16 protein-coding genes are annotated in these 25,893 nt (G+C 48.1%); 4 read left to right on the top strand and 12 right to left on the bottom strand.

The features are described 5' to 3' along the window. Positions 1-79: 79 nt before the first annotated feature. From galU to uvrB, 8 genes are all read right to left on the bottom strand, one after another. Positions 80-958: a UTP--glucose-1-phosphate uridylyltransferase GalU gene (gene galU / locus MHI55_RS27945; RefSeq protein WP_076254112.1), complete on the bottom strand. Its 879-nt coding sequence runs from the start codon at positions 956-958 to the stop codon at positions 80-82. A gap of 258 nt (positions 959-1,216) precedes the next feature. Beyond that, entirely contained in the window at positions 1,217-4,867 is a 3,651-nt protein-coding gene (locus tag MHI55_RS27950) for a DEAD/DEAH box helicase (RefSeq protein WP_340387752.1), read from the bottom strand. 110 nt (positions 4,868-4,977) lie between these two features. Continuing rightward, positions 4,978-7,491, bottom strand: a complete 2,514-nt coding sequence (locus MHI55_RS27955; RefSeq protein WP_017692029.1) for a U32 family peptidase — start codon at positions 7,489-7,491, stop codon at positions 4,978-4,980. A gap of 328 nt (positions 7,492-7,819) precedes the next feature. Continuing rightward, a complete protein-coding gene (locus MHI55_RS27960) occupies positions 7,820-9,772 on the bottom strand; it encodes a stalk domain-containing protein (protein WP_340387754.1) in 1,953 nt (650 codons plus the stop codon). Then, positions 9,759-10,928 carry a trypsin-like peptidase domain-containing protein gene (locus MHI55_RS27965; RefSeq protein ID WP_047840633.1) on the bottom strand — a complete coding sequence of 390 codons (1,170 nt, stop codon included), beginning with the start codon at positions 10,926-10,928 and terminating at the stop codon, positions 9,759-9,761. The genes MHI55_RS27960 and MHI55_RS27965 overlap by 14 nt, the downstream gene beginning before the upstream one ends. A 278-nt stretch (positions 10,929-11,206) precedes the next feature. After that, positions 11,207-11,419, bottom strand: coding sequence for a hypothetical protein (locus MHI55_RS27970; protein ID WP_017692026.1), 213 nt, complete (start codon positions 11,417-11,419; stop codon positions 11,207-11,209). Between the two features lie 338 nt (positions 11,420-11,757). Next, positions 11,758-14,616, bottom strand: coding sequence for an excinuclease ABC subunit UvrA (uvrA, locus tag MHI55_RS27975; RefSeq protein WP_036667714.1), 2,859 nt, complete (start codon positions 14,614-14,616; stop codon positions 11,758-11,760). Between the two features lie 507 nt (positions 14,617-15,123). Continuing rightward, complete coding sequence (gene uvrB / locus MHI55_RS27980) at positions 15,124-17,115, bottom strand: excinuclease ABC subunit UvrB (RefSeq protein WP_127551478.1); 1,992 nt, start codon at positions 17,113-17,115, stop codon at positions 15,124-15,126. A gap of 169 nt (positions 17,116-17,284) precedes the next feature. Here uvrB and MHI55_RS27985 point away from each other — a divergent pair, with 169 nt between their 5' ends. Both MHI55_RS27985 and MHI55_RS27990 read left to right on the top strand, forming a co-directional pair. Further along, on the top strand, positions 17,285-18,082 hold the full coding sequence (locus MHI55_RS27985; RefSeq protein ID WP_062837042.1) for a flagellar motor protein: 798 nt from the start codon (positions 17,285-17,287) through the stop codon (positions 18,080-18,082). Beyond that, positions 18,066-18,908, top strand: a complete 843-nt coding sequence (locus MHI55_RS27990; protein ID WP_339788591.1) for a flagellar motor protein MotB — start codon at positions 18,066-18,068, stop codon at positions 18,906-18,908. The genes MHI55_RS27985 and MHI55_RS27990 overlap by 17 nt, the downstream gene beginning before the upstream one ends. 102 nt (positions 18,909-19,010) lie before the next feature. On the opposite strand, the gene MHI55_RS27995 is transcribed toward MHI55_RS27990, so the two are convergent. From MHI55_RS27995 to MHI55_RS28005, 3 genes are read right to left on the bottom strand one after another with little or no spacing between them, the layout of a single operon-like run. Continuing rightward, a complete protein-coding gene (locus MHI55_RS27995; RefSeq protein ID WP_340387756.1) occupies positions 19,011-20,189 on the bottom strand; it encodes an ABC transporter permease in 1,179 nt (392 codons plus the stop codon). Further along, positions 20,182-21,378: an ABC transporter permease gene (locus MHI55_RS28000; RefSeq protein ID WP_340387758.1), complete on the bottom strand. Its 1,197-nt coding sequence runs from the start codon at positions 21,376-21,378 to the stop codon at positions 20,182-20,184. Before MHI55_RS28000 ends, MHI55_RS27995 begins: the two co-directional genes overlap by 8 nt. A gap of 12 nt (positions 21,379-21,390) precedes the next feature. Next, a complete protein-coding gene (locus tag MHI55_RS28005; RefSeq protein WP_340387760.1) occupies positions 21,391-22,326 on the bottom strand; it encodes an ABC transporter ATP-binding protein in 936 nt (311 codons plus the stop codon). 211 nt (positions 22,327-22,537) lie between these two features. Here MHI55_RS28005 and MHI55_RS28010 point away from each other — a divergent pair, with 211 nt between their 5' ends. Both MHI55_RS28010 and MHI55_RS28015 read left to right on the top strand, forming a co-directional pair. After that, a complete protein-coding gene (locus MHI55_RS28010) occupies positions 22,538-23,749 on the top strand; it encodes a sensor histidine kinase (RefSeq protein WP_340387762.1) in 1,212 nt (403 codons plus the stop codon). A gap of 20 nt (positions 23,750-23,769) precedes the next feature. Continuing rightward, positions 23,770-24,459, top strand: a complete 690-nt coding sequence (locus MHI55_RS28015; RefSeq protein WP_340387764.1) for a response regulator transcription factor — start codon at positions 23,770-23,772, stop codon at positions 24,457-24,459. A gap of 95 nt (positions 24,460-24,554) precedes the next feature. On the opposite strand, the gene MHI55_RS28020 is transcribed toward MHI55_RS28015, so the two are convergent. Continuing rightward, positions 24,555-25,883 carry a PDZ domain-containing protein gene (locus MHI55_RS28020; RefSeq protein WP_340387766.1) on the bottom strand — a complete coding sequence of 443 codons (1,329 nt, stop codon included), beginning with the start codon at positions 25,881-25,883 and terminating at the stop codon, positions 24,555-24,557. Positions 25,884-25,893 lie beyond the last annotated feature (10 nt).

Raw genomic sequence — 25,893 nt, forward strand, 5'->3', positions numbered from 1 at the left:
CCTCTATAATTCCACACAAAAAAGGTTTGCCTTCATCAAAGGGCAAACCTTTTTTGTGATCTAATTCATTAGGGATGTGTTAGTTCGACGCCACTATCTTCTTTAAATACGCCAACAAATCCTCCCTCAGATCCGGGCGTTGCATTGCGTAGTGAATCGATGTCTCAATAAAGCCCAACTTTTCACCAACATCATGACGTAACCCATCAAAATGATAAGCAAGAATTTGTCGCTGTTCATTCAATCGGGACAAGGCATCCGTGAGCTGGATTTCTCCCCCGACACCAGCAGATTGTTGACCCAGTATCTCAAAGATATCCGGTGTAAGAATATAACGTCCCATAATAGCAAGGTTCGAAGGGGAATCTTCGGTCTTTGGTTTCTCAATTAAGCGGCGGGCCCGAAAGACACGATCATCGGTAGGGGTCAGCAACTCTCCGTCCACTATCCCATAGCGGGATACCTCGCTCCAATCAACAGGCTGTACACCAACAATCGGAGATTGCAGTTCATCGTAGACATCGATCATCTGCTTCAGGCAGGGATGTTCCGCTTCCACAATATCATCCCCTAACAGGACGGCAAAAGGCTCGTTGCCGATAAACTTGCGGGCACACCAAATGGCGTGACCAAGTCCCTTCGGTTCCTTTTGACGGATATAATGAATATCTGCCATCTCGGAGGGTTTGCGTACTTCGTTAAGCAAGTCCCACTTCTGTTTGTCCGCCAGATTCTGCTCCAGCTCAAAAGAATAATCAAAGTGATCTTCAATGGCCCGTTTCCCTTTACCTGTCACAATAATGATATCTTCAATGCCTGAAGCTACGGCTTCTTCAATAATGTACTGAATCGTTGGCTTGTCCACGATGGGCAGCATTTCCTTAGGCATCGCCTTGGTGGCAGGCAGAAACCGGGTACCCAGCCCTGCGGCTGGAATAATCGCTTTGCGAATACGCACACGAACCCACTCCTTTTGCTAGATAAGTTGAACTAAAAATTATTTACACTGACACTACGATGACAGAACAACCTTCCAATCGCTGTTATCCCCAGATTTTTTAATTCACTTTTACAAAGGTGAAAATCTGGTGATAAAGGCGAACACTCCGCTTCTCCAGCTTTTTTCTGTCCTCTACGTTTCTCATGTAAATGATTAGTCCATCTTGTATAGATTCATATATTTAATGATTCTTATTGCTAGGATGCTTGGACTCCATTATACCATCAACAATTCGCGGATATCCTGTTCGGATAAGGTCGTCGATCCCCCGTCTCCCGGTTCGATTACTTCGGCAATCAAGTCCTTCTTGCGCTGCTGGAGTTCCAAAATCTTCTCTTCGATCGTACCCTCGGTAACCAAGCGGATGACTTGCACCACTTGTTTCTGTCCCATGCGATGGGCACGGCCAATTGCCTGTTCTTCCACGGCAGGATTCCACCACAGATCATATAATATAACGGTATCTGCCCCTGTTAAGTTTAATCCGGTACCTCCAGCTTTCAGGGAGATTAAGAACAGTTCAGCTTCGCCCTCATTAAATCTGTGACACATCTCGACCCGGCTCTGAGCAGGGGTCTGACCATCGAGGTAAAACAGGTTTCTTCCCTGTGCCGCAAGGGTCTGACGAATCAGGTTCAACATGCTCGCAAATTGGGAGAAGATGAGAATTCGTTTGCCTGAAGCCAAACAATCCTCGACCGTTTCAAGCAACTGTTCCATTTTCCCGGAATCGCCTTGATAGCCTTCAACAAAGAGGGCCGGATGACAACACAACTGACGCAAGCGCGTGATGCCAGCCAGAATTTTGATACGATTCTTCTGGAATCCGTTATCCTCCATGTCCTTCGATGCTTCATCCTGAAGCTGGGAAAGGTATGCGGCATACAATTTCTTCTGTTCAACCGTAAGCTCTGACCGCTGTACCGTTTCAATTCGATCAGGCAATTCTTCCAACACATCCTTCTTCAGGCGGCGCAGAATAAACGGACGCACCATCCGCGAGATCCGTTCCGGAGGAAGGTCGCGGAATCTTCTGTAACTTGGAAACAACCCAGGGAATACCGCTTCAAAAATGGACCACAATTCATCCAGTGAGTTCTCTACAGGCGTTCCTGTGAGTGCAAAACGACGCGGGGCTTGAATTTGTTTCACTGCCTGCGCGGTCTGGGAAGAAGCATTTTTGATTGCCTGAGCTTCATCCAAAATGAGCGTATGGAAGGTTCGGCCGAGATAGGTGTCCAAATCCCGTCGCAACAGAGGATACGACGTCACAATTACATCTGCCTCATCCATGCCTGAAAGCATATTGGCTCGCTCTTCTTTCTGACCGGCTGCGATCAGGACTTTCAGATGCGGGGCAAACCGTGCAAACTCATTAGCCCAGTTATAGGTTAGCGAGGCAGGCGCCACGACAAGTACCGGGGGATGAATGACCCTCGTTCGAATTGTCAGTCCATCCTGCTGCATCGTAGACCATAGGCCATCTGTATTCTCTGAATCCATCTTATCCAATGGGAGCCCAGTTTCGGGATCGATGTTGGAAGTCGCCAACGTTTCACCGCCCCGTAATGATCCGCTCTCCCGGTATTTATCAACGCCCGTATTGTCCATATTGTAGTCGGGCTTCTCCTGAAGAACCGCTGTGATATAGGCGATACTTTGCAACGTTTTGCCAAGTCCCATATCATCCGCCAGAATGCCGCCAAAACGATAATAAGCGAGGGTACGCAGCCACTGGTATCCACTGTTCTGATAATCCCGCAGGATGGGGGTCAGTGATCCCGGCAATGTAAAATCCATCCGTTCGGGATCTCGGAGATCATCGAGGAAACGTTTCAGAGAGCCTCCCCACTTCACATGACCGGAAACTTCGTCCCTGCCTGGCAATTGTAACGCCCGAACAGCCGGCAGCCGGATATGGCTGCTCTTGATGTCATCTGCTCCCAGCCCAAGTGAATCGGCCATGTGAGCGAAGCTATCTGCACCTTCATTTTCAAGCGAAAGAAAGACACCGCTCTTGAGACGGAAATACGGTTTCTTTTCCACAATGCGACGCATGAGTTCCTGAAGCTCCTGCTCGTCCACACCTTCCATCTCAAATGAAATCTCCAGCCAGTCCAATCCTCTTCCCAAATCTGCCCGTACTTTCGGCGGTGTTGGATAGGATTGCACCATCGCCTTCACGGCGTTTGGCATATAGATATCTACCTGTTTCTCAAGCTCAGGCAACAGATGATACATTACATCATATATTGCATCTTCCCGTTCGCTCGCCCAAACACTACCATCCCTTTCGAGAAAGGATCGATCAAGCCGTTCAATCAGATTCCGCTCTTTGTATCGATCACGCACCAAAATAACCTTTTTCTCTTCTTCATCTATCAAATACTCGGCAAGCGGATTAATAACCATGACCTCATAGTCGAATTCCAGACGCGCTGTAATACGTTCACGATAGAAGTCGATGTACAGCTTCGGTGAAAGTTCCGGTTCCGCGATCTGTTCACGCACCTGCGAATCAATGGACAGATGTCCGAGCGTACGCAGTTCTGGCACGACATGCTGTACGAATTCATCCACCTGCTGAGTCGAAATATCGATGCTTTCCTTGATTCCATACGACGTGAGTGCCCCACTCAAGTCCTCCAGACTTCGCATCTGCATCGGCTCCAACATATGCAACTGTCCTTCCACCACGGCGGCATCATAAGCAGGAAGAAGAATCAGCTCACGCAGTCCCGAAATTTCAAGCTGATATCCTTCATTCGCTCCCTGGGCGATCCGGTAAAATAAAGGAAGTACGCCCTCACCCAGTGTGAGTGGTCCATTGGCAAATCCCGTGCCCTCCATCCGGCTGTCAGCCTGTAGTAGCAATTCCAGCAATGGCTTCCATACGAGAGGAGCAATCAATATATCCCGTCCGTCCGAAGCTCCCAGATAACCGGAGATAGATTGGCGATAGGCCTCCTCACTCTGTCTCATTCGAATAAGCATCGAGAGAATGGCCTGATCCTGCGGAGTGAAAACATGCATCAATGGATCATAGTGGAACAGCTTGGTGAATGACATTGGCTCGCCCTTCTCGATACAGTTCAGGAATTGCTTCACTTTCTGAACCACATACAGACGTTTGTTACCCACTTTCAATTCAAGAGCAAGTTTCCCACCACCCTTGTGAACCTGTGTCAGCTTACATATAAACTGAACCTGCAATTCTTCCCGCAGGGAGGAACGGCTGACAGGGGCAGTGTATTTACGATCATTTCCATGCAGCGGTCTCCGATCCTTGGCAAACATGGACAGAATCTGATCCGCCGTACGGTAAGAAGGTTTATCTGCCGAGCGGCCCCACCCCGAAGCTGAGCTTGGCCGACCTGCTTGGGCAAAGTGAACGGGCGGACGCTCTGGGGCATCATTCAGTTGCTCTCGTTGTGAAGCGGACTGTGGTCGCTCCCATATGCTTTCTTCGACCAACGTCCCAACCCTGGACTTGGAACCTGAACTGGAACTGGTATTTGCTCCTTGGCCTGGAGCAGGTTGAGGAGGCTTCCCCGAAGCAATCGTGGCATTACGCTCCTGCTGCTCACCCCATTCGTGAATAGCCAACAGGACAGCAGCGACATGTTTGCAATAGTCATAATGCCTACCGTCACCCGGACAACTGCAGCCTGCCACAATCTCACCTGATCCATCTACATCCACCGTAACCTGATAACGCTCCGATCCACGTACCTGAGCTTCATAATGAAGCTGATCCTCACCGACCACCAGATTGGTCACCCTGCCAGATTGGTTATAATCTTCTCCGCGCTTGAATGCCGTGACCCCGCACAGCAATTTGATATCCATAATTGTGAATGGCGCCACGCTTCTTCGCCTCCTGTATCATGATGTAAAAAAACCCCAAGAGCTCCGTAAAGCAGAGATTGGGGTTGCTTCATGCTTGATTGTAAATGTTGATGTAACATACAATCTGTTTATTTCACCAATTGACCACGTGTAACGCCCAGTTGGTTTGTTGCTTTGAGTGTTTTCCAAACTTGTGTACCACTGATCTCGCCGCGCAGTGCGCGGTTGTATAGATCGATAACTTCGCGTACCTGCTCCGGTGTCTCTTCCAGGAATTCCACACGGTAACGGGATACACCCAGATCCATAAAGTTGGTCAGATACTCGGCACCTGACTGTTCCACTGCATTGTACACCGTATTACGGCAACCTTCATCCACACGTACCGGGTGGGACATGCCAATCCGGTCTTGCAGTGATGCACGCTGTTCCTCACAAGGACGGCCACAGTTCGTGAAGTCCGTACCCTCACTCATGAACGTACAATACACACAGTGCTCGGTGTGGAACATCGGCAGATGCTGATGGATAACCACTTCGGTCTGACTTGTACGAGAGTGACCCAGCAAATCAACCATTTGTTGAATGTTCAGGTCATAGGATGGCGTAATCCAGTCACATCCGGCTTCCAGGAACAATTCTACTGCTTTGTGATTGGCGATGTTCAATGAGAAGTCGCCGATCAATTCCGGGTGCTTCGCATCCGGGTTTTCCATCCGGTGACGCAGGTAGAAGTACAGTGCGCCTGTATTACGTACCAATACCGCATCCGGCTTCAGACGCAAGATGTTGTTGTGATATCCGTTCTCCCCAGGCATGTGAATACGCGGTGTTGCCAGCGCGATCTTGCGACCAGCGGCATGCACAGCTTCCACGGCTGCCGGGAACTGTTTGATAAACTCGAAGTCGGCATAGATCATACCGATTCCTGCTTCAATCGCTGCCTCCACTTGTGGCAGGCTACGGCAGAGTGCGGTCAGTTCTGCTTGACCACGAGCGACTGGTGATGCCGGTTTAACCGAATCACCGTACACATCTACCGCGCGTTTCACGTAGACGGGCGGTTTAGGACGCTCGCCCGCGAGTTGTTCTACCGCCTGACGACGAATGTTATTCAACTCACGCATCGGGATGATAACGTCACCGTGCAGATTGACGTCCATTCCTTCCAACTGGAACACAGTGCCTCCCAGACGACCGAACTGCTCTTCGAGCAATTCATGTGTCATTGGACGCTTCTGGGCGATGTCCAGTTCCATCTCGGAATCAATACGGACGGTCGTGCCTTTCTGCACGTCTGTCCACCATGTGCTAAGCGGCTGCCCCGGGCTGCCGATGACCTTCACCTTCACTGGGAATACACGGTACGGCTTCTCGGTCTCGAAGCTTTGACGCAGACGTTTGTCCAGCGCCGGGTCATTCGTTTTCCACACTTTGTCGCCAACTTTCACGCGGCGCAGATCTACGTCACTGCGGCCTGGCACAACATCAACGATCCAGCCCTCTTCGGCTTCGCCTTCGAGTTTTACGCCTTTGCGACGTACATCGTATACACGTCCGCCCTCTTCCTTCTGAGTCGGGTCTCCGGCGTCAAATACAATTCCGTCTCCACGTTTCACGGGTGCATCCAGCTTCAGGACAACACCATCGCGCAACACTTGATCCACACGACCGAGGTAGACACCACGGCTTTTCGGGAATGTTCCATCCACCAGTTCTTTGTTGTTTGTACCGCTCAGGAAACCATGTGTGAATCCACGGGAGAAGCTTTGCTGCAATTCGCGAACTTCTTCCTTGCTTGGCGGTGTGTTATCTCCATCAAAATAACGGTCAATCGCTTTACGATATTTGCTTACTACGTTTGCTACGTATTCTGGCGTTTTGAGACGTCCTTCAATTTTGAAAGAAGTTACTCCTGCTTCGATCAGTTCCGGCATCAGGTCAATCGCTGCCAGATCTTTCGGAGACAACAGATAGGCTACATCACCCATCGGTTTGTGCACCCCATCCACCATCAGATCGTATGGAAGACGACAAGCTTGTGCGCACTCTCCGCGGTTCGCGGAACGGCCTCCCCACATTTCGGAAGTCAGACACTGCCCCGAGTAGGATACACACAGCGCACCATGCACAAATACTTCCATTGGGAGTTTCGCCTGCTCACCGATCTTCTGGATCTGCTTCAGGTTGTTCTCCCGTCCCAGAACGACACGTTCCATATCAAACGGCTTCGTAAACTCGACCGCTTCCGGGGACGTAATCGTCATCTGTGTTGAACCGTGAATCGGGAAATCCGGTGATATCTCGCGGATCATCTTCACCAAACCCAAATCCTGAACAATTACAGCGTCCACACCTGCATCGACACAAGCGTCAATCAGTTCTTTGGCATCCGTCAATTCATTTTCAAAAATCAATATATTAAAGGTCAAAAAACCTTTTACGCCATAACTGTGCAAAAACGCCATTATCTCCGGCAGCTCGTCCATGCGGAAATTGTTCGCCCGTGCCCGTGCATTAAACTTTTCGACTCCGAAGAAAATTGCATCTGCGCCATTGGCTACCGCCGAACGCATACAATCCCAGTCACCAGCCGGTGCCAGAAGTTCAACGTCTTCTCTTCGTATTGTTGCTGTTTTCATGTAGATCCTCCCCATAACCGGCTATCCGCCGGATTTCATCCCTATATCCTTAAACGCTTGAACATACCAAGCCTAAGACTGCACCTTATCGGGTACACCTGCATTGTCACGGTATTACAATATCTATCTATTATGTCTGTATTGCCTGAACTCCAAGCTTACAGTCATTCCTATTCATCAGAACAGCAGTCATAACTCCTGAACTAGTATAGTGTACCACTTCTGCACCGACTCTTCTACGTTTTCCTGAAAAAACCGTTTACCATTTTCATTTCCAGTACAACGAAAAAAACCGAAAGGTCTTTTGACCCTCCGGCATGCATCAATATTATTTAATAAAAGTAAATGAGTTCACTGCTTTTTCCAAGGCGGCCGCCTGAACTTCTGTCTTGTTCGCATCATTCAGCCCACTTGTGATCGTATAGGTTGTTCCGTCCTTTTCAAACACGATCTGACGACCCGCATATGGCACGCCTTTGTCCAGCTCATGATACGTAAAGGAAAATGCAGGCACACCCGCAAACGTCAGCTCTTCACTGCCAAGCAACTTGAAGTTCTTACGGGTTTTGGTGGCTTCGGCATAGGCTTCTCTCAATTGGCTGACCGTCATCTCGATCGACTTGTCTTCGCTCGCCGCAATGGAGAATTCTCCGCCAGTAAAGGTGTACACCACAGGTGAATATTCGAATCGATCACTATACGGCGTCCAGTAACGCGGAATATCTACACTGTATTTATAACGTTTGGACGTACGTGTAAGTGTCTTCGTTTTGTCTGTCAAATAAGGATCTTCATCCAGCTGACCGAAATTATCGGCAACCGTATCAAAATCAATCTCCACACTCTTCATAATCCGTTCGAACCATGCCCGATCTGCAACCTGCTCCTCAGGGAACGTATACTCTGCATAGTACCGATACCCATTCTTCTGCAAAAGAACATCAAACTCGGTCTGCCAGCCCCCACCAAAGTTATAACGGAATTCATTCACCTCGGCAGTTTCTCCCGAGATATCCATCGTGTATGAGCCAATTGGCTTGTAACTCTCTGGTGTAAATGTCTCACGCATCCACTTATCCAGTTGGCCGCTCCAGTCTTTTACCGTTGTACCTGCCTTCGCCGAAGTGACACGCCATTGCAGATACGCACCATCCTTGGCTTCATAGATCATCTGATTGTTATCCATCGACCAGCCGGCAGGAATCTTCAACTCAATACCATAATCATCGTTCCACGCGGAGCGCATGCCATTATCTACGGTGGATAGATCCTTGATCGTTCGATCCGATTCCGCATAGGTTGGCTGGAATGAATTGAGTAGCGCTGCACGTTTGCCCAGATCTTTATAATTCAGGGCTTCGTAATCCGCCAGGTACACATCATATTGACGGCCTTCGCTCAGATACTGACGCATCTCCCATAACATGCCGTCTACATCCTTCACGATAATCCGTGCATAAGGCGTTTTGCCTTTCGACACCGCTTCACGATCCAGCACCGTATCTCCCGATTGTTTGGCCTCCTGAACGAGCTGCTGCAACAAATCATCCGCATCCAGAGCCACATCCTGATCGCTGACATACACTTCAAGATAATAACTGTTGTCCGCAGCGCCGAAAGTCATCATACGCTCCTGCTCACCGGTCTGGAAAACTATAAGGTCTGCCGGGTAGTTAATGGACCAACCGTAAAAACTGTTGCCAATTCTCGTTTTGCCTTCATCCGGATGAATGCCATCCTCGTCATCCACCGAATCATCCGTTTGCAACAGACGAATGACCATTTCTCCGGAGCTGGTTGGAGCTAGCGTCGCTCCGATACCGGCAGCAACCGGACGAAGTGGAACCATAAGTACACCATTCACCATCTTGGGAGCGGCACCCATCTCATGTTTTACACCATCCACCCAGGCAATTGAACTGCCAATCGTTAGGGTAACCGTGTGTGGACCTTCCTTGATTTTGACGACATCATTTTTCTCCAGCCGGATTCCACTGCCAAATGCTTTCTTGAACACACCCACAGGCACCATCGTAACACCCTTGAACTTGTAAGGTTTGGCTATGGCCTGCTTATCGCCGTTGATGTAGGCGCTCGTGCTCCCCGCTTTGACGCGTAGTTCACTTGTCGTCAGATCAGATGCCCATACAGGCAATGCCGCGCCAATGGTCAGCATCCCGGTTAATACACCTGTGCTTAGCACACGTATCCATGACTTTTTCATTCCGTTCTTTCGTCCTCTCTCCATCCGGGCTGATCGCCGGGCTTTATTGTTCTTCATCTGCAAGGAACGCTTCATCTTCCTCGTCTACGATGTCTGCGCGATCAGCAAGCACCAACGTGCGGGTGACGATATCGCCATCCGATTGCATCAACAGCTTTACCTTTTGCCCAGGCAGATACTTTTTGAGCAACTCATTGATATCCACTACTGAAGAGACACGTGTGCCCGCGACACTGTATAGGACATCGCCCTCTTTGATTTTGGCTTTCTTGGCTTCTGGAGACAGTACGCCCGTAATCGTTAAGGGATCATCTGTAGGCAGGCCCACAATCGCAGACCAACTTTCCTCCAGCTGTAGCCCCAGACTTGCACGTTTTATTTTTCCATATTTAAAAAACTGATCGATGATATATTGAACGGTATCCACGGGAATCGAAAATCCCAAACTCTCTACGCCGACCGCAGAAAATTTCATGGAATTGATACCAACCACTTCACCCTTCAGGTTGACCAGTGGTCCTCCGCTATTTCCTGGGTTAATGGCCGTGTCGGTCTGAATCAACCGGTAGGTCGCCTCAACACCACGATTCAAGCCGCTAATTACCCCTACCGTTGCCGAGTTGCGCAAAGAAAAGGAAATCGGCGTACCCAATGCAATCACCGTTTCTCCAACAGTAGTTTGTGAAGCTTTGGCAAAGCTCGCCGGTTTGAGTGATTTGGCATTGATTTTGATTAGCGCCAGATCACTTAGTGCATCACTGTATGTTTTCGTAATTTTGTATGTATTGCCATCCGTCGTTACGACCACGGGATTCGTTAATCCGTCGACCACATGAGCATTCGTTACAATCCATCCGTTCGACCGGATAATGACACCTGTACCATGTGCAAGATTATAACGGTCGTCTGATGTTGCACCGTCCTGCACTTCGGTAGATTTCCCAATAATACCTACGACCGAAGGAGATACCTTTTCGATCACTTTGGGAATGGCTTCACTTCCCTTGTACGTGTACGTTCCTGATTTGGCATCATATTGTCCACTTCCACCAACTGCCTTGAGCAGATCCTTGGTGTTCACATAGACTTGACCGTCTACTACTTTCGCTTGCATCGCCGCTTTGGATTCAGCTGCACCGGCCGTTGCCGCTACACTAATCGAGAGTACAGCAGCCATCAGTATGGCTATCCCCTTTTTACCCAACACGCTCATATTCTCACCTGACCCTCTCTATACATCCTTCTTGCGCGACTCGACATCGGATTCATCGCTGAATCTATTCTCTCTTTCTCTCATCTGCAATTCCGGTATCCCTCAATGTATCATACAGAATCTGGATATACAATTGTTTTAAGTCCTATTTTAGTAGAGAAGATAGAATCTTGTTCAATCGCTCCATATAAACGAAAAAAAACACCCTCCATGTCTCTCGTGGAAAGTGTTCATCTGTAACTCTTTTGGCTTAAATTCCATTCACTTCAGCAGCATTCCTACTGAGCAAACCAACCCGTTATCATCGCATAGTCTGTCATCAGAAATACCAGTAGGCTGACTACTGCAAATCCGATCGCAAACAGATTCTTCTTCGGTGCCCGAAGAAGCCGAACAACTCCGATGAAAATCAGGATCGTAAATAAGATGACAAAAATATCAAATGCATTAAAATTCGATGTACTCGCCGTGGCAGCTTCTGCAAACAGCATGGATAGACAGACCTCCTTACCATAGTTGAACAGCTAACGCATACCCTAATATCTTCCTCTATGTTATCTGTACCCTGCTTGTAATGCAAGCCCTATCATCCATAAAAATGAAAAAAATCCAATTTGGCTGAATATTCCTGTAACGCTCATCATAATGCATATGTAAACACTTTCACGAAATAGCCTTAGTCCTAGGAAAACATTGTGCATAACTCAAAATGAAAAACCCTTCTTCTCGGAAGCAGAGCACATCAGATCGTAATCCAACGTCTTTACCTTTTCGAAAAGAAGGGCCAATACTGCCACTTCATATTGATATAACTACTGGTTAGAGGACCTTAGTCTACTAATTGCAGTGCCTTGCTCCGCTCGGTATCCCGCTCCAGAACCGGCTTCAAGTACTTGCCTGTATAGGAAGCTTCCACTTTGATGATATCCTCAGGTGTTCCAGTTGCAACAATGGTTCCTCCACCGCTACCGCCTTCTGGACCCAGATCAACAACATAGTCTGCCGTTTTGATCACATCCAGGTTATGCTCAATCACCAACACCGATTCCCCGGAATCAACCAGACGGTGCAATACGTTCAGCAAACGGTCGATATCATCGACATGCAAACCGGTAGTCGGCTCATCGAGGATGTAGATGGTTTTCCCTGTACTGCGGCGATACAGCTCGGAAGCGAGCTTCACACGCTGGGCTTCACCACCAGACAATGTGGTCGCAGGTTGTCCCAGGTTGATATAACCCAATCCCACATCCATCAGCGTCTGCATTTTGCGATGGATCTTCGGAATGTTCTCGAAGAATTGGGTTGCATCTTCAACCGTCATTTCCAGCACATCGGAAATATTTCTGTTTTTATATTTCACTTCAAGTGTTTCCCGATTGTATCGTTTGCCTTTGCAGACTTCGCAAGGGACATACACGTCCGGCAAGAAGTGCATCTCGATTTTGATAATGCCGTCTCCACGGCAGGCTTCACAACGTCCACCTTTGATATTAAAACTGAATCGGCCTTTCTTGTATCCACGTACTTTGGCTTCGTTCGTCTGAGCAAACAGATCCCGAATATCATCAAAGACACCTGTATACGTAGCCGGGTTGGAACGTGGTGTCCGCCCGATTGGCGACTGGTCAATATCGATAACTTTATCGATATGTTCCAGACCACGAATCTCTTTATGTTGACCCGGACGTACCCGAGCACGGTTCAGATCACGTGCCAGCGTTTTGTAGAGGATCTCATTGATCAATGTGGATTTACCTGAGCCAGACACACCCGTTACCGCAGTAAATACACCTACAGGAATCTTCACATTCAGATTCTTCAGGTTATTTTCTTTGGCTCCGCGTACTTCCAGCCAGCGGTCTCCTACACTTCTACGTTCTGCACGAATAGGAATGAATTTGCGACCACTCAGATATTGACCGGTTAATGAGTTCTCATCGTTCATGATCTCCTCCGGTGTACCCTGTGACATAATGGTACCTCCGTGGATACCTGCACCCGGGCCAATATCAATAATATAGTCGGCAGCCATCATCGTGTCCTCATCATGTTCAACCACGATCAACGTGTTACCAATATCCCGCATATGCGCAAGGGTTGAAATCAGGCGGTCATTATCCCGTTGATGCAGACCGATACTTGGCTCATCCAGAATATACAGCACACCCATCAGGCTGGAACCAATCTGTGTAGCCAGTCTGATCCGCTGGGCTTCCCCACCGGACAATGTTCCGGCAGCACGACTCAGTGTAAGGTAATCCAGACCGACATTCACGAGGAAGCCTAGACGGCTGTTGATTTCTTTCAGAATAAGTTTGGCAATCGTCTGCTCTTTCTCACTCAATTCCAATGAATCGAAGAATCGGCCAGCTTCACCAATGGACAAACTAGTCACATACGCCATGTTGTGATCATTAATCGTAACTGCAAGACTTTCCCGTTTCAGACGCTGACCTTTACATGTACCACAAGGCTTCGCACTCATGTAACCTTCGATGAATTCACGAATACCTTCAGAAGCTGTGTCACGGTAACGACGCTCCAGGTTATTCACGATACCTTCAAAGGTAACCAGTGCTTCCTTCCGTTGTCCAAAATCATTCTCATAGCGGAAACGGATTTTCTCCGTACCTGTACCCTGCAACAACTTGTTCATCTGCTCAGCTGGCAGATCTTCGACAGGTACATTTTGCGGAATGTTGAAGTGCTCACATACCGACTTCAGGAACTGCGGATAATAGGTGGATGTACCACCTGTCCAAGCATCAAAAGCTCCATCTTCGATGGTCTTAGTCCGATCTGGTACCAGCAGATCAGGGTCAACGATCATTTTGACACCTAACCCATCACAATCCGGGCAAGCCCCGAAAGGACTGTTAAATGAGAACATCCGTGGTGCAAGTTCTTCAATACTGAATCCGCACACCGGGCAGGCAAAGTTGGAACTGAATCGCAGCTCTTCTTCACCCATAATGTCCACCAGGAGTTGTCCACCAGACAGATTTAGTGCTGTTTCAATAGAGTCGGCCAGACGCGCCTGTACATCATCTTTAACAACGATCCGGTCAACAACCACTTCAATCGTATGCTTTTTGTTTTTCTCCAATTGGATATCTTCTGACAAGTCACGCAGTTCCCCGTTCACCCGTACACGGACAAAGCCCTGCTTGGACACATCAGCAAATACACTTTTGTGCTCGCCCTTACGGCCCGAGATAATGGGTGCCAAAATCTGCAACCGGGTACGCTCTGGATATTGCATAATGCGGTCAACCATTTGTTCTACGGTCTGGGAACTGATCTCCACACCATGGTCCGGACAATGTGGATGGCCCACACGTGCAAATAACAGACGCAGATAATCATAGATTTCGGTCACAGTTCCTACTGTGGAACGCGGGTTACGGCTTGTTGTTTTCTGATCTATTGAAATGGCAGGAGATAATCCTTCGATAGAATCCACATCCGGTTTCTCCATCTGTCCCAGAAACTGCCGTGCGTAAGCTGACAATGATTCTACATACCGCCGCTGTCCTTCGGCATAGATCGTGTCAAAAGCCAGCGAGGACTTGCCTGAGCCACTCAGGCCGGTCAATACAACAAAGCGGTCACGCGGGATGGTAATGTCGATATTTTTCAGGTTATGCGCTCGTGCGCCTTTAATGACAATGTTATCGCTCGCCAATAGTATTCATCCTCTCAAATTTACTAATCCAACCTTTAAAGGCTTTTCGATCCCTCCCAAACCCTCCCTTCCAAGGGAGGGTTTGGGAGGGCGCAGCCCTCTGGACACCCGAAACAAGCGGTGCAACGGTGAGGGGTCGGGTCTTGCTATGTGAAGGGTTGTCGTGTGCCCGCGGCTCCGTATAAGGTTCCGGCTCATTGCCGGAACCTTATACGACCGCTCTACTGCGAGGTGACGCTCTCGGCTTCGCCTTGGTCGCGACAAGGTCGCCATTGCCTTTGGCTCGGCTCCGAGGTCAACACTGGGGCACTCTCGACTCCCAATTGCTTTCCTATAAAACTTTTAACCAATTTCAACATTTCTATCAGTATAGACTTGATTTCATGATTTCAACATCTCTAAATATCGGTAGATATCAACGATTTCCTTACTCAACAAGAGAACGGCCAATTGGCCGTTCTCTTGTTACAGATCCATCTTTACTGGAGCATATGAATGAGCTGTATCTTATTCAGCGCGAAGTTCCAGCAACGCATCGCGAAGCTCGGCAGCACGCTCAAACTGCAGGTTTTTGGCTGCATCTTTCATCTCTACCTCTAGGCGCTGAATAAGCGCCTGGCGATCCTTCTTCGACATCTTCTCGGCTGCGCCTGTGAGATAGTCTTTCTTGGATTCGGCAACTTTGGTTGCCTCAATCACATCACGCACTTTTTTACGAATCGTCTGTGGTGTAATTCCATGTTTCTCGTTGTACTCGATCTGGATTGCACGACGACGCTCTGTTTCCTTTATCGCTTTATCCATCGAATCCGTTACTTTGTCACCGTATAGAATAACGCGACCCTCGCTGTTCCGTGCCGCACGACCAATCGTTTGGATCAGTGAGCGTTCGGAACGCAGGAATCCTTCCTTATCAGCATCCAATATAGCGACGAGGGAAACTTCGGGCAGATCGAGACCTTCCCGGAGCAAGTTAATTCCGATCAGGACATGGAAAACGCCCAACCTTAAATCACGTAAAATCGCCATCCGTTCCAACGTTTTGATCTCGGAGTGCAGATAACGAACTTTGATTCCAACTTCCTTCAGATAATCCGTCAGGTCCTCGGACATCTTCTTCGTTAATGTTGTAATCAACACACGCTCGTCTTTGGTAATCCGGTCGTTAATCTCACCAATCAAGTCATCGATCTGCCCCTTTGTTGGACGCAGTTCAATGATTGGATCAAGCAGTCCGGTTGGACGGATAATCTGTTGCACCATCGTATCGGTATGCTCTATCTCATACGGGCCTGGTGTGGCCGATACATAGATGATCTGATCCATCTTGCCTTCGAACTCATCGAATTTGAGTGGACGATTATCCAGCGCTGACGGCAGACGGAAACCATGCTCAACCAATACCGTCTTCCGCGCCTGGTCACCATTGTACATCGCACGGATCTGTGGCAGAGTCACGTGAGACTCATCGACCACGATCAACATGTCATCCGGGAAGTAATCCATCAGTGTGTATGGGGTATCGCCGCGTTCGCGGAAAGTCAGCGGACCGGAATAGTTCTCAATCCCCGAACAGAATCCAACTTCCTTCATCATCTCGATATCATACCTTGTGCGCTGCTCCAGTCGCTGAGCCTCCAGCAGTTTCCCCTGTTCACGCAACACTTCAAGACGCTCCTCCAGTTCACGCTCAATGTTCACCAGCGCAACCTTCATTGTCTCTTCTTGCGTTACGAAGTGAGACGCCGGGAAGATGGCAATATGTTCACGTTCACCAATCAGTTCTCCGGTTAACACATCAATCTCCGTAATTTTCTCGATCTCATCACCAAACAATTCAACCCGAATTGCATGTTCACCCTTGGAGGCAGGGAAAATCTCAACAACATCCCCACGAACACGGAATGTACCCCGCACAAAGTTAATATCGTTCCGCTGATACTGGATCTCTACCAGACGAGACAAAATCTGATTGCGCGGTTTCTCCATGCCTACCCGAAGTGACAGCAACATGCTTGAATACGAGTGCGGTGAACCCAAACCATAAATGCAGGAAACACTCGCTACAATGATGACGTCCCTGCGCTCAAACAACGAACTTGTCGCTGCATGCCGCAGTTTGTCGATCTCTTCATTAATACTTGAATCCTTCTCGATATACGTATCGGAGGACGGGATATATGCTTCTGGCTGAAAATAATCGTAATAACTGACGAAATACTCAACCATGTTATTAGGAAAAAAATCTTTGAACTCACTTGCAAGCTGCGCTGCCAACGTTTTATTGTGTGCAATAATCAGCGTCGGACGTTGCAGTTGGGCTATCGTCTGGGCTATCGTAAACGTCTTACCCGTACCCGTTGCACCCAGCAGTGTCTGGTATCTCTTCCCCTCCTGAACACCCTTCACCAATTCTATAATGGCTGCAGGCTGATCACCTTGGGGAGAAAACTCTGACTCGATTTCGAACGTTTTGTCGCTCATTATAATATCGCTCATTGCCGTATCTCACCCTATCGTCTAAAATAATAGTCACTATATATTGTCGAAGTTCCCCGAATTTTCATATGGGAAAACTTATAGTAATAGGAATATTTGTTCCCGTTTAATTATACCTCGTTCGTTTTAGTGATGCAAACGTGAAATGAAGATAGGAGTGGGTTAATTTATGGATATTGCGACACTTATCGGTATTATTGCCGGAATTGCCGCAGTCATTAGCGGTTTTTTGTGGGAAGGCGGCCAATTGTCTGGTCTCCTGCAAAAAACGGCTGCTTTAATTGTATTCGGTGGAACGATTGCTGCTGTGGTTGCCAGTTTCCCGGCGCATCGCCTTCGTACGATTCCAGCTGCCCTGCGTATGGCTTTTGGACGTAACAATAATGAGTCAGGCCTGTGGGTTGAAGAACTGGTGGAGATGTCTTCAATCGCACGCCGCTCAGGTGTACTTGCATTGGAACGCAAGGTTATGGATCATCCGCATCCATTTTTGCAAGACGGTATTCAGATGGTTGTTGATGGTACCGATCAGGATGTAGTTCGCCAGATCCTGGAGATGGAGATCGATTCTATTGAACAAAAACATGAGGGTTACGCCAAAATATTCGAATCCGCTGGTGGGTACGCTCCAACCATGGGGATCATCGGAACCGTGATGGGACTTATTCAGGTACTTGGCAGTTTGACCGATCCAACCGGACTCGGACCTGCCATTGCTGTTGCCTTTACCGCAACCCTGTATGGGGTCGCCAGTGCCAATCTTATCTTTTTGCCCATTGCCTCCAAGATCAAATCCAGAGGTGCTGATGAAGTGCAGACCATGGAAATGCTTCTCGAAGGTGTACTTGCCATTCAGAACGGTGAGAATCCCCAGCTTGTACGCAAAAGACTGGAGTCCTTCACCCTTACGCATCGTCAGCATATACGCCCCCTAGCAAAGGAGGGATTGGATGAGTCGGCGCAGTAAACGGCGCGGAAAACGTGAAACTATCGATCATCGGGATCGCTGGATGATTACTTATGCCGATCTCATAACGCTGCTTTTGATCTTTTTTGTCATCATGTATGCCATGAGCAATCTGGATTCCGGTAAATATGACGTCGTTACTCAATCGTTACAAAATACATTTAATGCGTCCGACTCAATCCTTGAGCTTGGTGAGGGACTTGGTGAGAAACCTGGTCAAACGATTACAGAGACTCCACCATCCGAGGTGCAGGGTGAAGATCCTTCAAAAGGTGAAGGAACCCCTTCCGATGCCGGAACTGCAACGCCAGATGATGATGATAAGCCCCTCACAGAACGGGAAGAACAATTCAGATCACAGGAGCAGGAATTGCAAAATCTGTTCAATGTGATTACCCAATATATCGAGGATAATAAACTGGAAAATCAGATTTTTGTTGCGGACAAGCCACAGGGCCTATCCATTACACTTAGTGACCGCTTCCTGTTTGATCAGGGCCAGGCCGCTCTAAAGGACGGTGCAGCACCAACGCTCAGTAAACTTGCCAGCCTGTTTCGGGATCTGAATACCGTTGTCAGCATCGAAGGACATACGGACAATATTCCGGTCGGGGCCAACTCCACGTACAAAGACAACTGGGAACTTTCCGGAGAACGCGCACTGTCTGTATTACGATTTTTTCTGGATACAGAGAAACTTAACCCGGACGGATTCCAGTATGCTGGATATGCGGATACTCGCCCAACGGGTGACAACACTACAGCGGCCGGAAGACAAAAGAACCGTCGGGTCGAAATAACGGTCCTGCGTCAACTCCAACCTTAATCATCTATATCTCACATAATGCATCATTTCTTATAAGCAAAAAAAGCATGTTCTAACTGAATTCAATTCAGCAGAGCGTGCTTTTTTTATGTCGTATTACCTTTATGCCTCTACACCTGGTTGGCTAGGGCGTAAAATCGCGGAGCCTACGGTCAGTAAAATGGCAGCCATGCCAAACAAAATCAATAGTGGCAGTGTGATATCCGACAATGTACCGCCAGCAGAGATCGTTTCCACCGCCTGAATCGCCCATTTCTGTGGAACGAAGTTGGCGAGCTTTTGCATATAATCCGGCATCAACGAGATCGGCCAGAAACAACCACCTATCATGCAGGTTGGCATAATGACAAGTGAATTCAGCATGTTGGCATTTTTCGGATTACGGATTAATCCTGCCACCGTACTTGCGATCCCCATGGAGACCAGCATGAATGCCGCCAATATCATGAAATGAATGCCAAAAGGAATGCCGGCATCATAATGCAACAGCCACCTGCTGACTCCTAGAACCATCACAATCTGAATCATGCCAATGACAAAGCTACCGAGGAAATTACCAAGCGCAATCTCATATGCACGGACGGGTGCCGTATATACTCTGGCCATCGTACGTTTCCTGCGATCTTCCATAATCACAGCCACTGCACTGGTCAGCAGCCCCATCATAAACATAATCGTAAATCCAGTCACATTGTTCAGGCCCCGCTTAGGATAGATCTGCAGATCCGTGACTTCACCAGCAACCTGATGCTTTTCTGTTTCCTGTAATAGCTGTTCAAACGGCTTCTGTATCTTCACCGCTATGTCATTCTCACTTGAGACACGACCCGCGGCCAACGTAACAGCTGAAGCAGATTGTTGCAATCCGCTCGTCAAACCTTCAACCGCCGCTCGTAGTGTATAGGAATCTTCACTTATACGCAGTTCCACAAGTTTAATTTCGGTTGGCTTTCCTTGTAACAGATCCTCCGTATAATGTGCCGGAATGATGATACCAGAACTTCCTTTTTGCTGAGCGATGGCTTCCTTCACTTCTGCTTCGTTTGTCATCGGCTTGAGCAGATACTCCTCTTTGCCAGCAAGTTCATGAATCATCCATGTCCCTGCCACCCCTCCATCCTCGTTGACATAGGGAATAACAGTACGTGTACTCTGCTCGCTTCCAAATAGAGCAACCGCTCCTGTAACCACCAGGCAAGGCAGAAGCAGAAACGTAATGAAGCCCATTTTACGGCCAAGTGTACGTCTAATCATCAACCAGGCGATGTGTAGACTATTCATATCGGTATCCTGCCTTTCTATAGATCATTCCTGAGATGAACAGTAATACAGCGCATACCACGCCTAACATTAGAATGTTATATACAATCTCTCGTACAGGTGCATCCAGCATCATTCTCAGAAAACTCTGGAGTGCCCAGTGGTTAACCGTAAATTGGCTAAGCCGTTGTACAAAATCAATCGGAATGGGCATGAACCCACCGCTAATGAATGTCATGGCAACGATGATACCTTGTAAGGTTGCACTGGCCGATGCCGTGCTTTTGCATACCAATGCCACGATCACGCCAAGGGTCATGGATGCCAATGTGATACATACACAAGTGAGCACAATATACCAAGGATGCGTTCCCCAATCTACACCATAGAACCAATACGTCATAAGTATGATCGTTGTTGCTTGTAAGAAAGCGAGCAGACTATTACCTGCAATTTTGCCAGCGAAAATAACTCCATTACCTATAGGCGCAGCCTGAAGGCGAATTAACGTTTTGTTATCACGCTCTCCAAAAAGGCTGGTACTGGTTGTCATGCCTGAGTACAACATGAACATCGCCAGCATGGAAGCTGCATAGTATTGGGAGGCACTATACGCCGTACCTGTCTTACCGGGATTAGTGACAGCAATCGAGGTTGAATTCGCCGTACCAGACTCCGAAGCAGAGGCCATGGCAGCAATTACTTCCGGACCGAGCACTTTGGTAATCGCCATCTGTCGGTTCCATTCATCCGTAAAACGTGTGAACAAAGTTTCACCCAAGGTATTAAGTGTGTTGTCCTTTCCTCGTATCCACTGTAACCTGGCCTCTTTCCCCATCATCACGTTTTGCTCAAAATCCGAAGGAATCATTACAGCAAAGTCCAGCTTGCCGGTACGCAGCGAATGAACGGCCTCTTCTTCAGTCGTAAAGTTCTGCACCTTGACCATCTCAGCCACTTCCGGGGATTCAACGAATGAATCCAGTGCTTGATTAACCGTACTTGATCCTCCACCAGATTCAGTACTCAAATGAATGATTCCCACACGTACAGTATCCGGAATAACATCATCCGCCGTACCCATCGTACTGGAAAGGGCCGTGCCCAATATAAAAATCAGTAACAACGGCAAAATAAACAGGTTTAACACCACAGATCGAATCTTAAGAATACGCCTTAATTCAAATATGCAAATATGCCATATATTCATCTCTTGCTCCCCCTAGTCCCGAAGCGTACGCCCGGTCAGATTGAGGAACAACGTTTCCAGATCCGGCTCTTCGACCTTGAGCGACTGAATGGATACTTCATGTTTGCTACAAATGAAGAGCAGATCCTGGAGATCCTGCTGTGCCGAAGGCAGCGTAATGGTCAGTGTATTCTCTGAAACGTCTACCATCCGTACGCGGGGGTGAAGTTTCAGTTCTTCCACGACGTTGGGAACGATACCGGAAGTGGAAAGCACTACTTTTTCCTCCGATGCTACCCGTTCTCTCAGCTCTGCTTCAGTCCCACAGGCAATGATTCGTCCCTGATCCATAATCGCAACCCGGTGACTAATCGCCGCCACTTCCTCCATGTAATGACTTGTATATATGATCGTTGAACCCATCTTGTTGAGTGTGCGTACCGATTCAAGAATATGATTCCGAGATTGCGGATCAATGCCAACTGTAGGTTCATCCATAATAATTAGATCCGGGCGATGTGTAATCGCACATGCGATGTTTAACCTGCGTTTCATACCGCCAGAGAAGGTCGAGGGGGCATCCTTTGCTTTATCCTGCAACCCTACAAATTCAAGGGACTCCTGCACTCTTTCCTTAAGCAATTTTCCACGCAGTCCATACAGTCTGGCAAAAAAGGTCACATTCTCCGCAGCAGACATGGTTTCGTATAAAGCCAGATCCTGTGGAACGAGTCCGATCTTGCGCTTTACTTCAAGCGGTCGCTCCTTGACCGAGATCCCATCTAATCTGATCTCACCCTGATCCATATTCAGGAGCCCTGCAATCATGCTGATGGTGGTACTTTTTCCTGCTCCATTGGGACCAAGCAATCCAAAAATCTCGCCTTTGCTAACACTAAGGTTCAAATGATCCACGGACAGCTTGCTGCCGTATCGTTTTACTACATGATCCACTTCAAGTATGCCCATCCCTTTTACGCCCCTTTTCCGTTTCGGCCTTCGCCGCTGGATTTCATAATTTTATTGTAACGGATCGCAATCTGTAGCGAAGGTACAAAAAGTCATGAATCGAAGGTGACTTAAGTCATCTCCTGATTCGAATGCTGCTTATGGTATAATCAAGGGCGCATTACCAAGAGATTTTCTACTCCACTTTTTATATAAAGGATGTCACAACCATATGCCGATGCGGTTTCTGCAATACGGATTAATTATCGTTCCAGCAGTACTTTACCTGTTGATGCTGCCCTTGGAAAATGAAGCCGTCTACACCTTGTATGTCATCATTGCGCTTGGACTCTCCGTGTGGAAAGATTTTATCCGTTCAAGTACACAGCAATGGCTGTTGCTGCTGGCCGAAATACTCTGGAGCTGCTGGCTGATTGCTTCGTATGGACCATTCATGTTATTCCTCTCTCTATCCGTGCTCTACGTGTATATATACAGACTGGAGGGAAGTCGGAGATGGTTGATGTTTGCAATTCAGCTTGTCGCTAACAATGTCGCTTTGCATTGGCAATATTCTGTCCCACAGGCATCGCAGCCAGGGTTGACCACACTAAATACAACCGCCACTACATTACTCTCCACAGAGACAACCGCGATGGTTCTTGGCAACCTGCTTCTGCTCATCACAGCGGCTCTGTCCTGGCAGGGATCAAGAACGGCGAACAGCCGCGGACAACTGGAACAAGTCTATGACGAGCTTCGCAGCAAACATTACGAGCTACAAGAAGCGCGTGCGCAACTGCTGTTATTTACAAAGCAACTTGAAGGAGCGGCTCAGGCAGAGGAACGTACCCGTATTTCAAGACAGCTTCATGACGATATCGGCCATCGACTGATTCGCACCAAAATGATGTCGGAAGCCGCCCTGCTGACCCTTCCCCTGAATATGGAACAAGGAACGGAAATGGTGAGACAGATTCGCGATCAATTGGCCGATAGTATGGATGATATGCGCAGCACACTACACAAACTGCAACCTAATTCCTATGCATCCGAAGCCTACGCCCTGGATCGTCTCCTAGAGGAAGTGGGCAGAGATACCGGCGTGAAGACAAATTATGAAGTTCATGGCCCATCTCATGTGCTGTATCCCAGCATACAAATTGTTTTATTCAAAAATGCCAAAGAAGCCCTGACCAATGCCCTGCGACATGGAAATGCTACTTCGATCACAGTGGAGTTGGTATTCGGGGATCAAGAAGTGTGTATGAGTGTGAGTAATGATGGCAAAATCAATCCTCCTTCTTCCAAGCGAAACGGCATAGGACAGGAAGGTATGCTTCTGCGCACACAAATGGTGGAAGGAACCTTGGAGATTCAATCGGCTTATCCGTATACAGTGATTACACGCATTCCAATAACGAACCAGTTGAATATACTCTGAAAAAGGAAGTGAATATTCTCATGTCCGAACGTAATGATGTGAACAACAAGAATGATTCAGGCCAGCTCCCACTTATTCGGCTGATTCTCGCAGACGATGATTACTTCATTCGTGAGAGCCTGAAAGTGTTGCTTGGACTGGGCTCCGGCATTTTCGTTACAGGCACAGCCTCAAATGGACAGGAAGCGTTGGAATTGCTTGAAGCAGGGACGTCTGCGGACGTGGTGTTAATGGATATTCGGATGCCGGAATGTGACGGAGTTGAAGGTACCAAACGCATCAAGGCACGTTTTCCTGAAATCCAGGTGCTCATGCTGACTACGTTTGACGACGATGAGTATATTATTCAGGCATTACAGAATGGAGCAAGCGGTTATTTGCTCAAAAATGTTCCACCCGAGCGGATTATTCAAGGCATCAAGACCGTACATAACGGTGATATGTTAATTCATCCGGATATTGCCCGCAAATTGGCAGGCCTTCTTCGTCCCGCTGCCACTCCCTTGACACAGAACCCAATCGAAGCCTATGGACTGACACGTATGGAGCTGGCGGTTGCCGAGGCCATATCGGAGGGGTTGTCCAATAAGGAAATTGCCGCCAAATTGTTCCTCAGTGAAGGCACCGTCAAAAACTATGTCACGGATATTCTCGGTAAGTTGAGCTTGCGTGATCGGACCCAAATCGCCATCTTTATGTTAAAACAATAACAAAAAAAGGTATTTCCCTTGCCTGTGACGGCGTTAGGAAATACCTTTTTCTTTGTTTTATTTATGCAACATACTTCATCACGTATGCTTAGTTGTTACATCTCTATGGACCCTTTATCACTGCCCACAGGGGCTGGCGGTAACGCCAAGGGAGCTTCGTCCCTGAGTGGTTTTTTCAGACGGGCAAACAATTTGAGGTTGATGATATGGAACAACGTCAGTGGACGTAACCGAATCGCCCAGACCTCGTGATTGTCCGGTGCCATAATGACACCAAGCTGATGATGCTCCCCTTCATAGATCGCTCGTTGCATGAACTTGCTTTCTCCCTGGTGATTGCGAACCTCAAGTTTGCAAAAAGCCGGGTTCATCCGCAGAGCACGATGCAACTCTTCTGGTGAATGAACCAACTTACCATTCACCTTGTACAAGGTCTCACCTGCTTCAATCCCCAAATCCGCTGCAGGGCTCTCCGGAATAACAGCCAATACCTTCAGCCCATGCTGCGGATGGACAAATACCGGACTGCGGTTTTGCTCTTCAAACGCGCTGTACCATACCAGAAATTCATGTCCAATAAATGCGATAAGCGCAGCAACCACTATGAGTGGAGACCACCATGCAGCAAGCAAACTGAACACAAGCAAAGTTGCCCCGTATATCATCAACCGCTTTGATGAGATCTGTACCTTTTGTCCCGGAAGCATACTCTGCGTTATCTCACCAAATCCGAGCATAATCGGCAACGCAACCAGCATGTAACTATGACCTGCATTCATCAGTGGATTCCATGCCAGCTCCGCGCCACCTCCTGTGACTGGAACAAGAATTAGTAGAGGAATGGCCCAGAACTGCTGCAGTTGATATCCCCCAACCAGTTTCCCGCGTTTTCCCTCGAAGAGAAGCGGTGATGCCATCGATACCCCCTGCATGCGTACCAACAAGGCTTCACCCATATGTAGAAGGGCAGCCAGGACAAGCAGTGCAGGCATATCCAGGGTACGTAGCGTTTCCGTGATAGTGCCCATCCAACCCGATGGTTGCCAGCCTGAAGCCACATTCAAACCAAATTGCAGCACACCCAGTAACCCGGCCGCATAAGCAAAGCACAGATACCGGATACGGAATAAGGATAGAATTAATGTTGCAGCCCATATGCATATCAGGCTTCCCAGTGTAAGGTGTGCACCGAGGAATAGGGACACGATCGAGACAATGGTACCGATGAGTATGCCTCCGAGCACCGCACGAATCGTCTGTGTTATCGAGCTTTGCAAACGGACATGAAACAATTTACGCTCCTGTAGTAACTGACGATGATAGATCAGCGCAATCAGGATCACCGCAATATAATAAAACGGCTGAATAAACAACTGCAACAAAGCTTCCCCTAATGTAGTTAACCACGGCCATACCCATTCCATTGTGGTCGGT

The organism is Paenibacillus sp. FSL E2-0151 (assembly GCF_037993015.1).
In the GTDB taxonomy this organism is placed as follows: Bacteria; Bacillota; Bacilli; order Paenibacillales; family Paenibacillaceae; genus Paenibacillus; species Paenibacillus amylolyticus.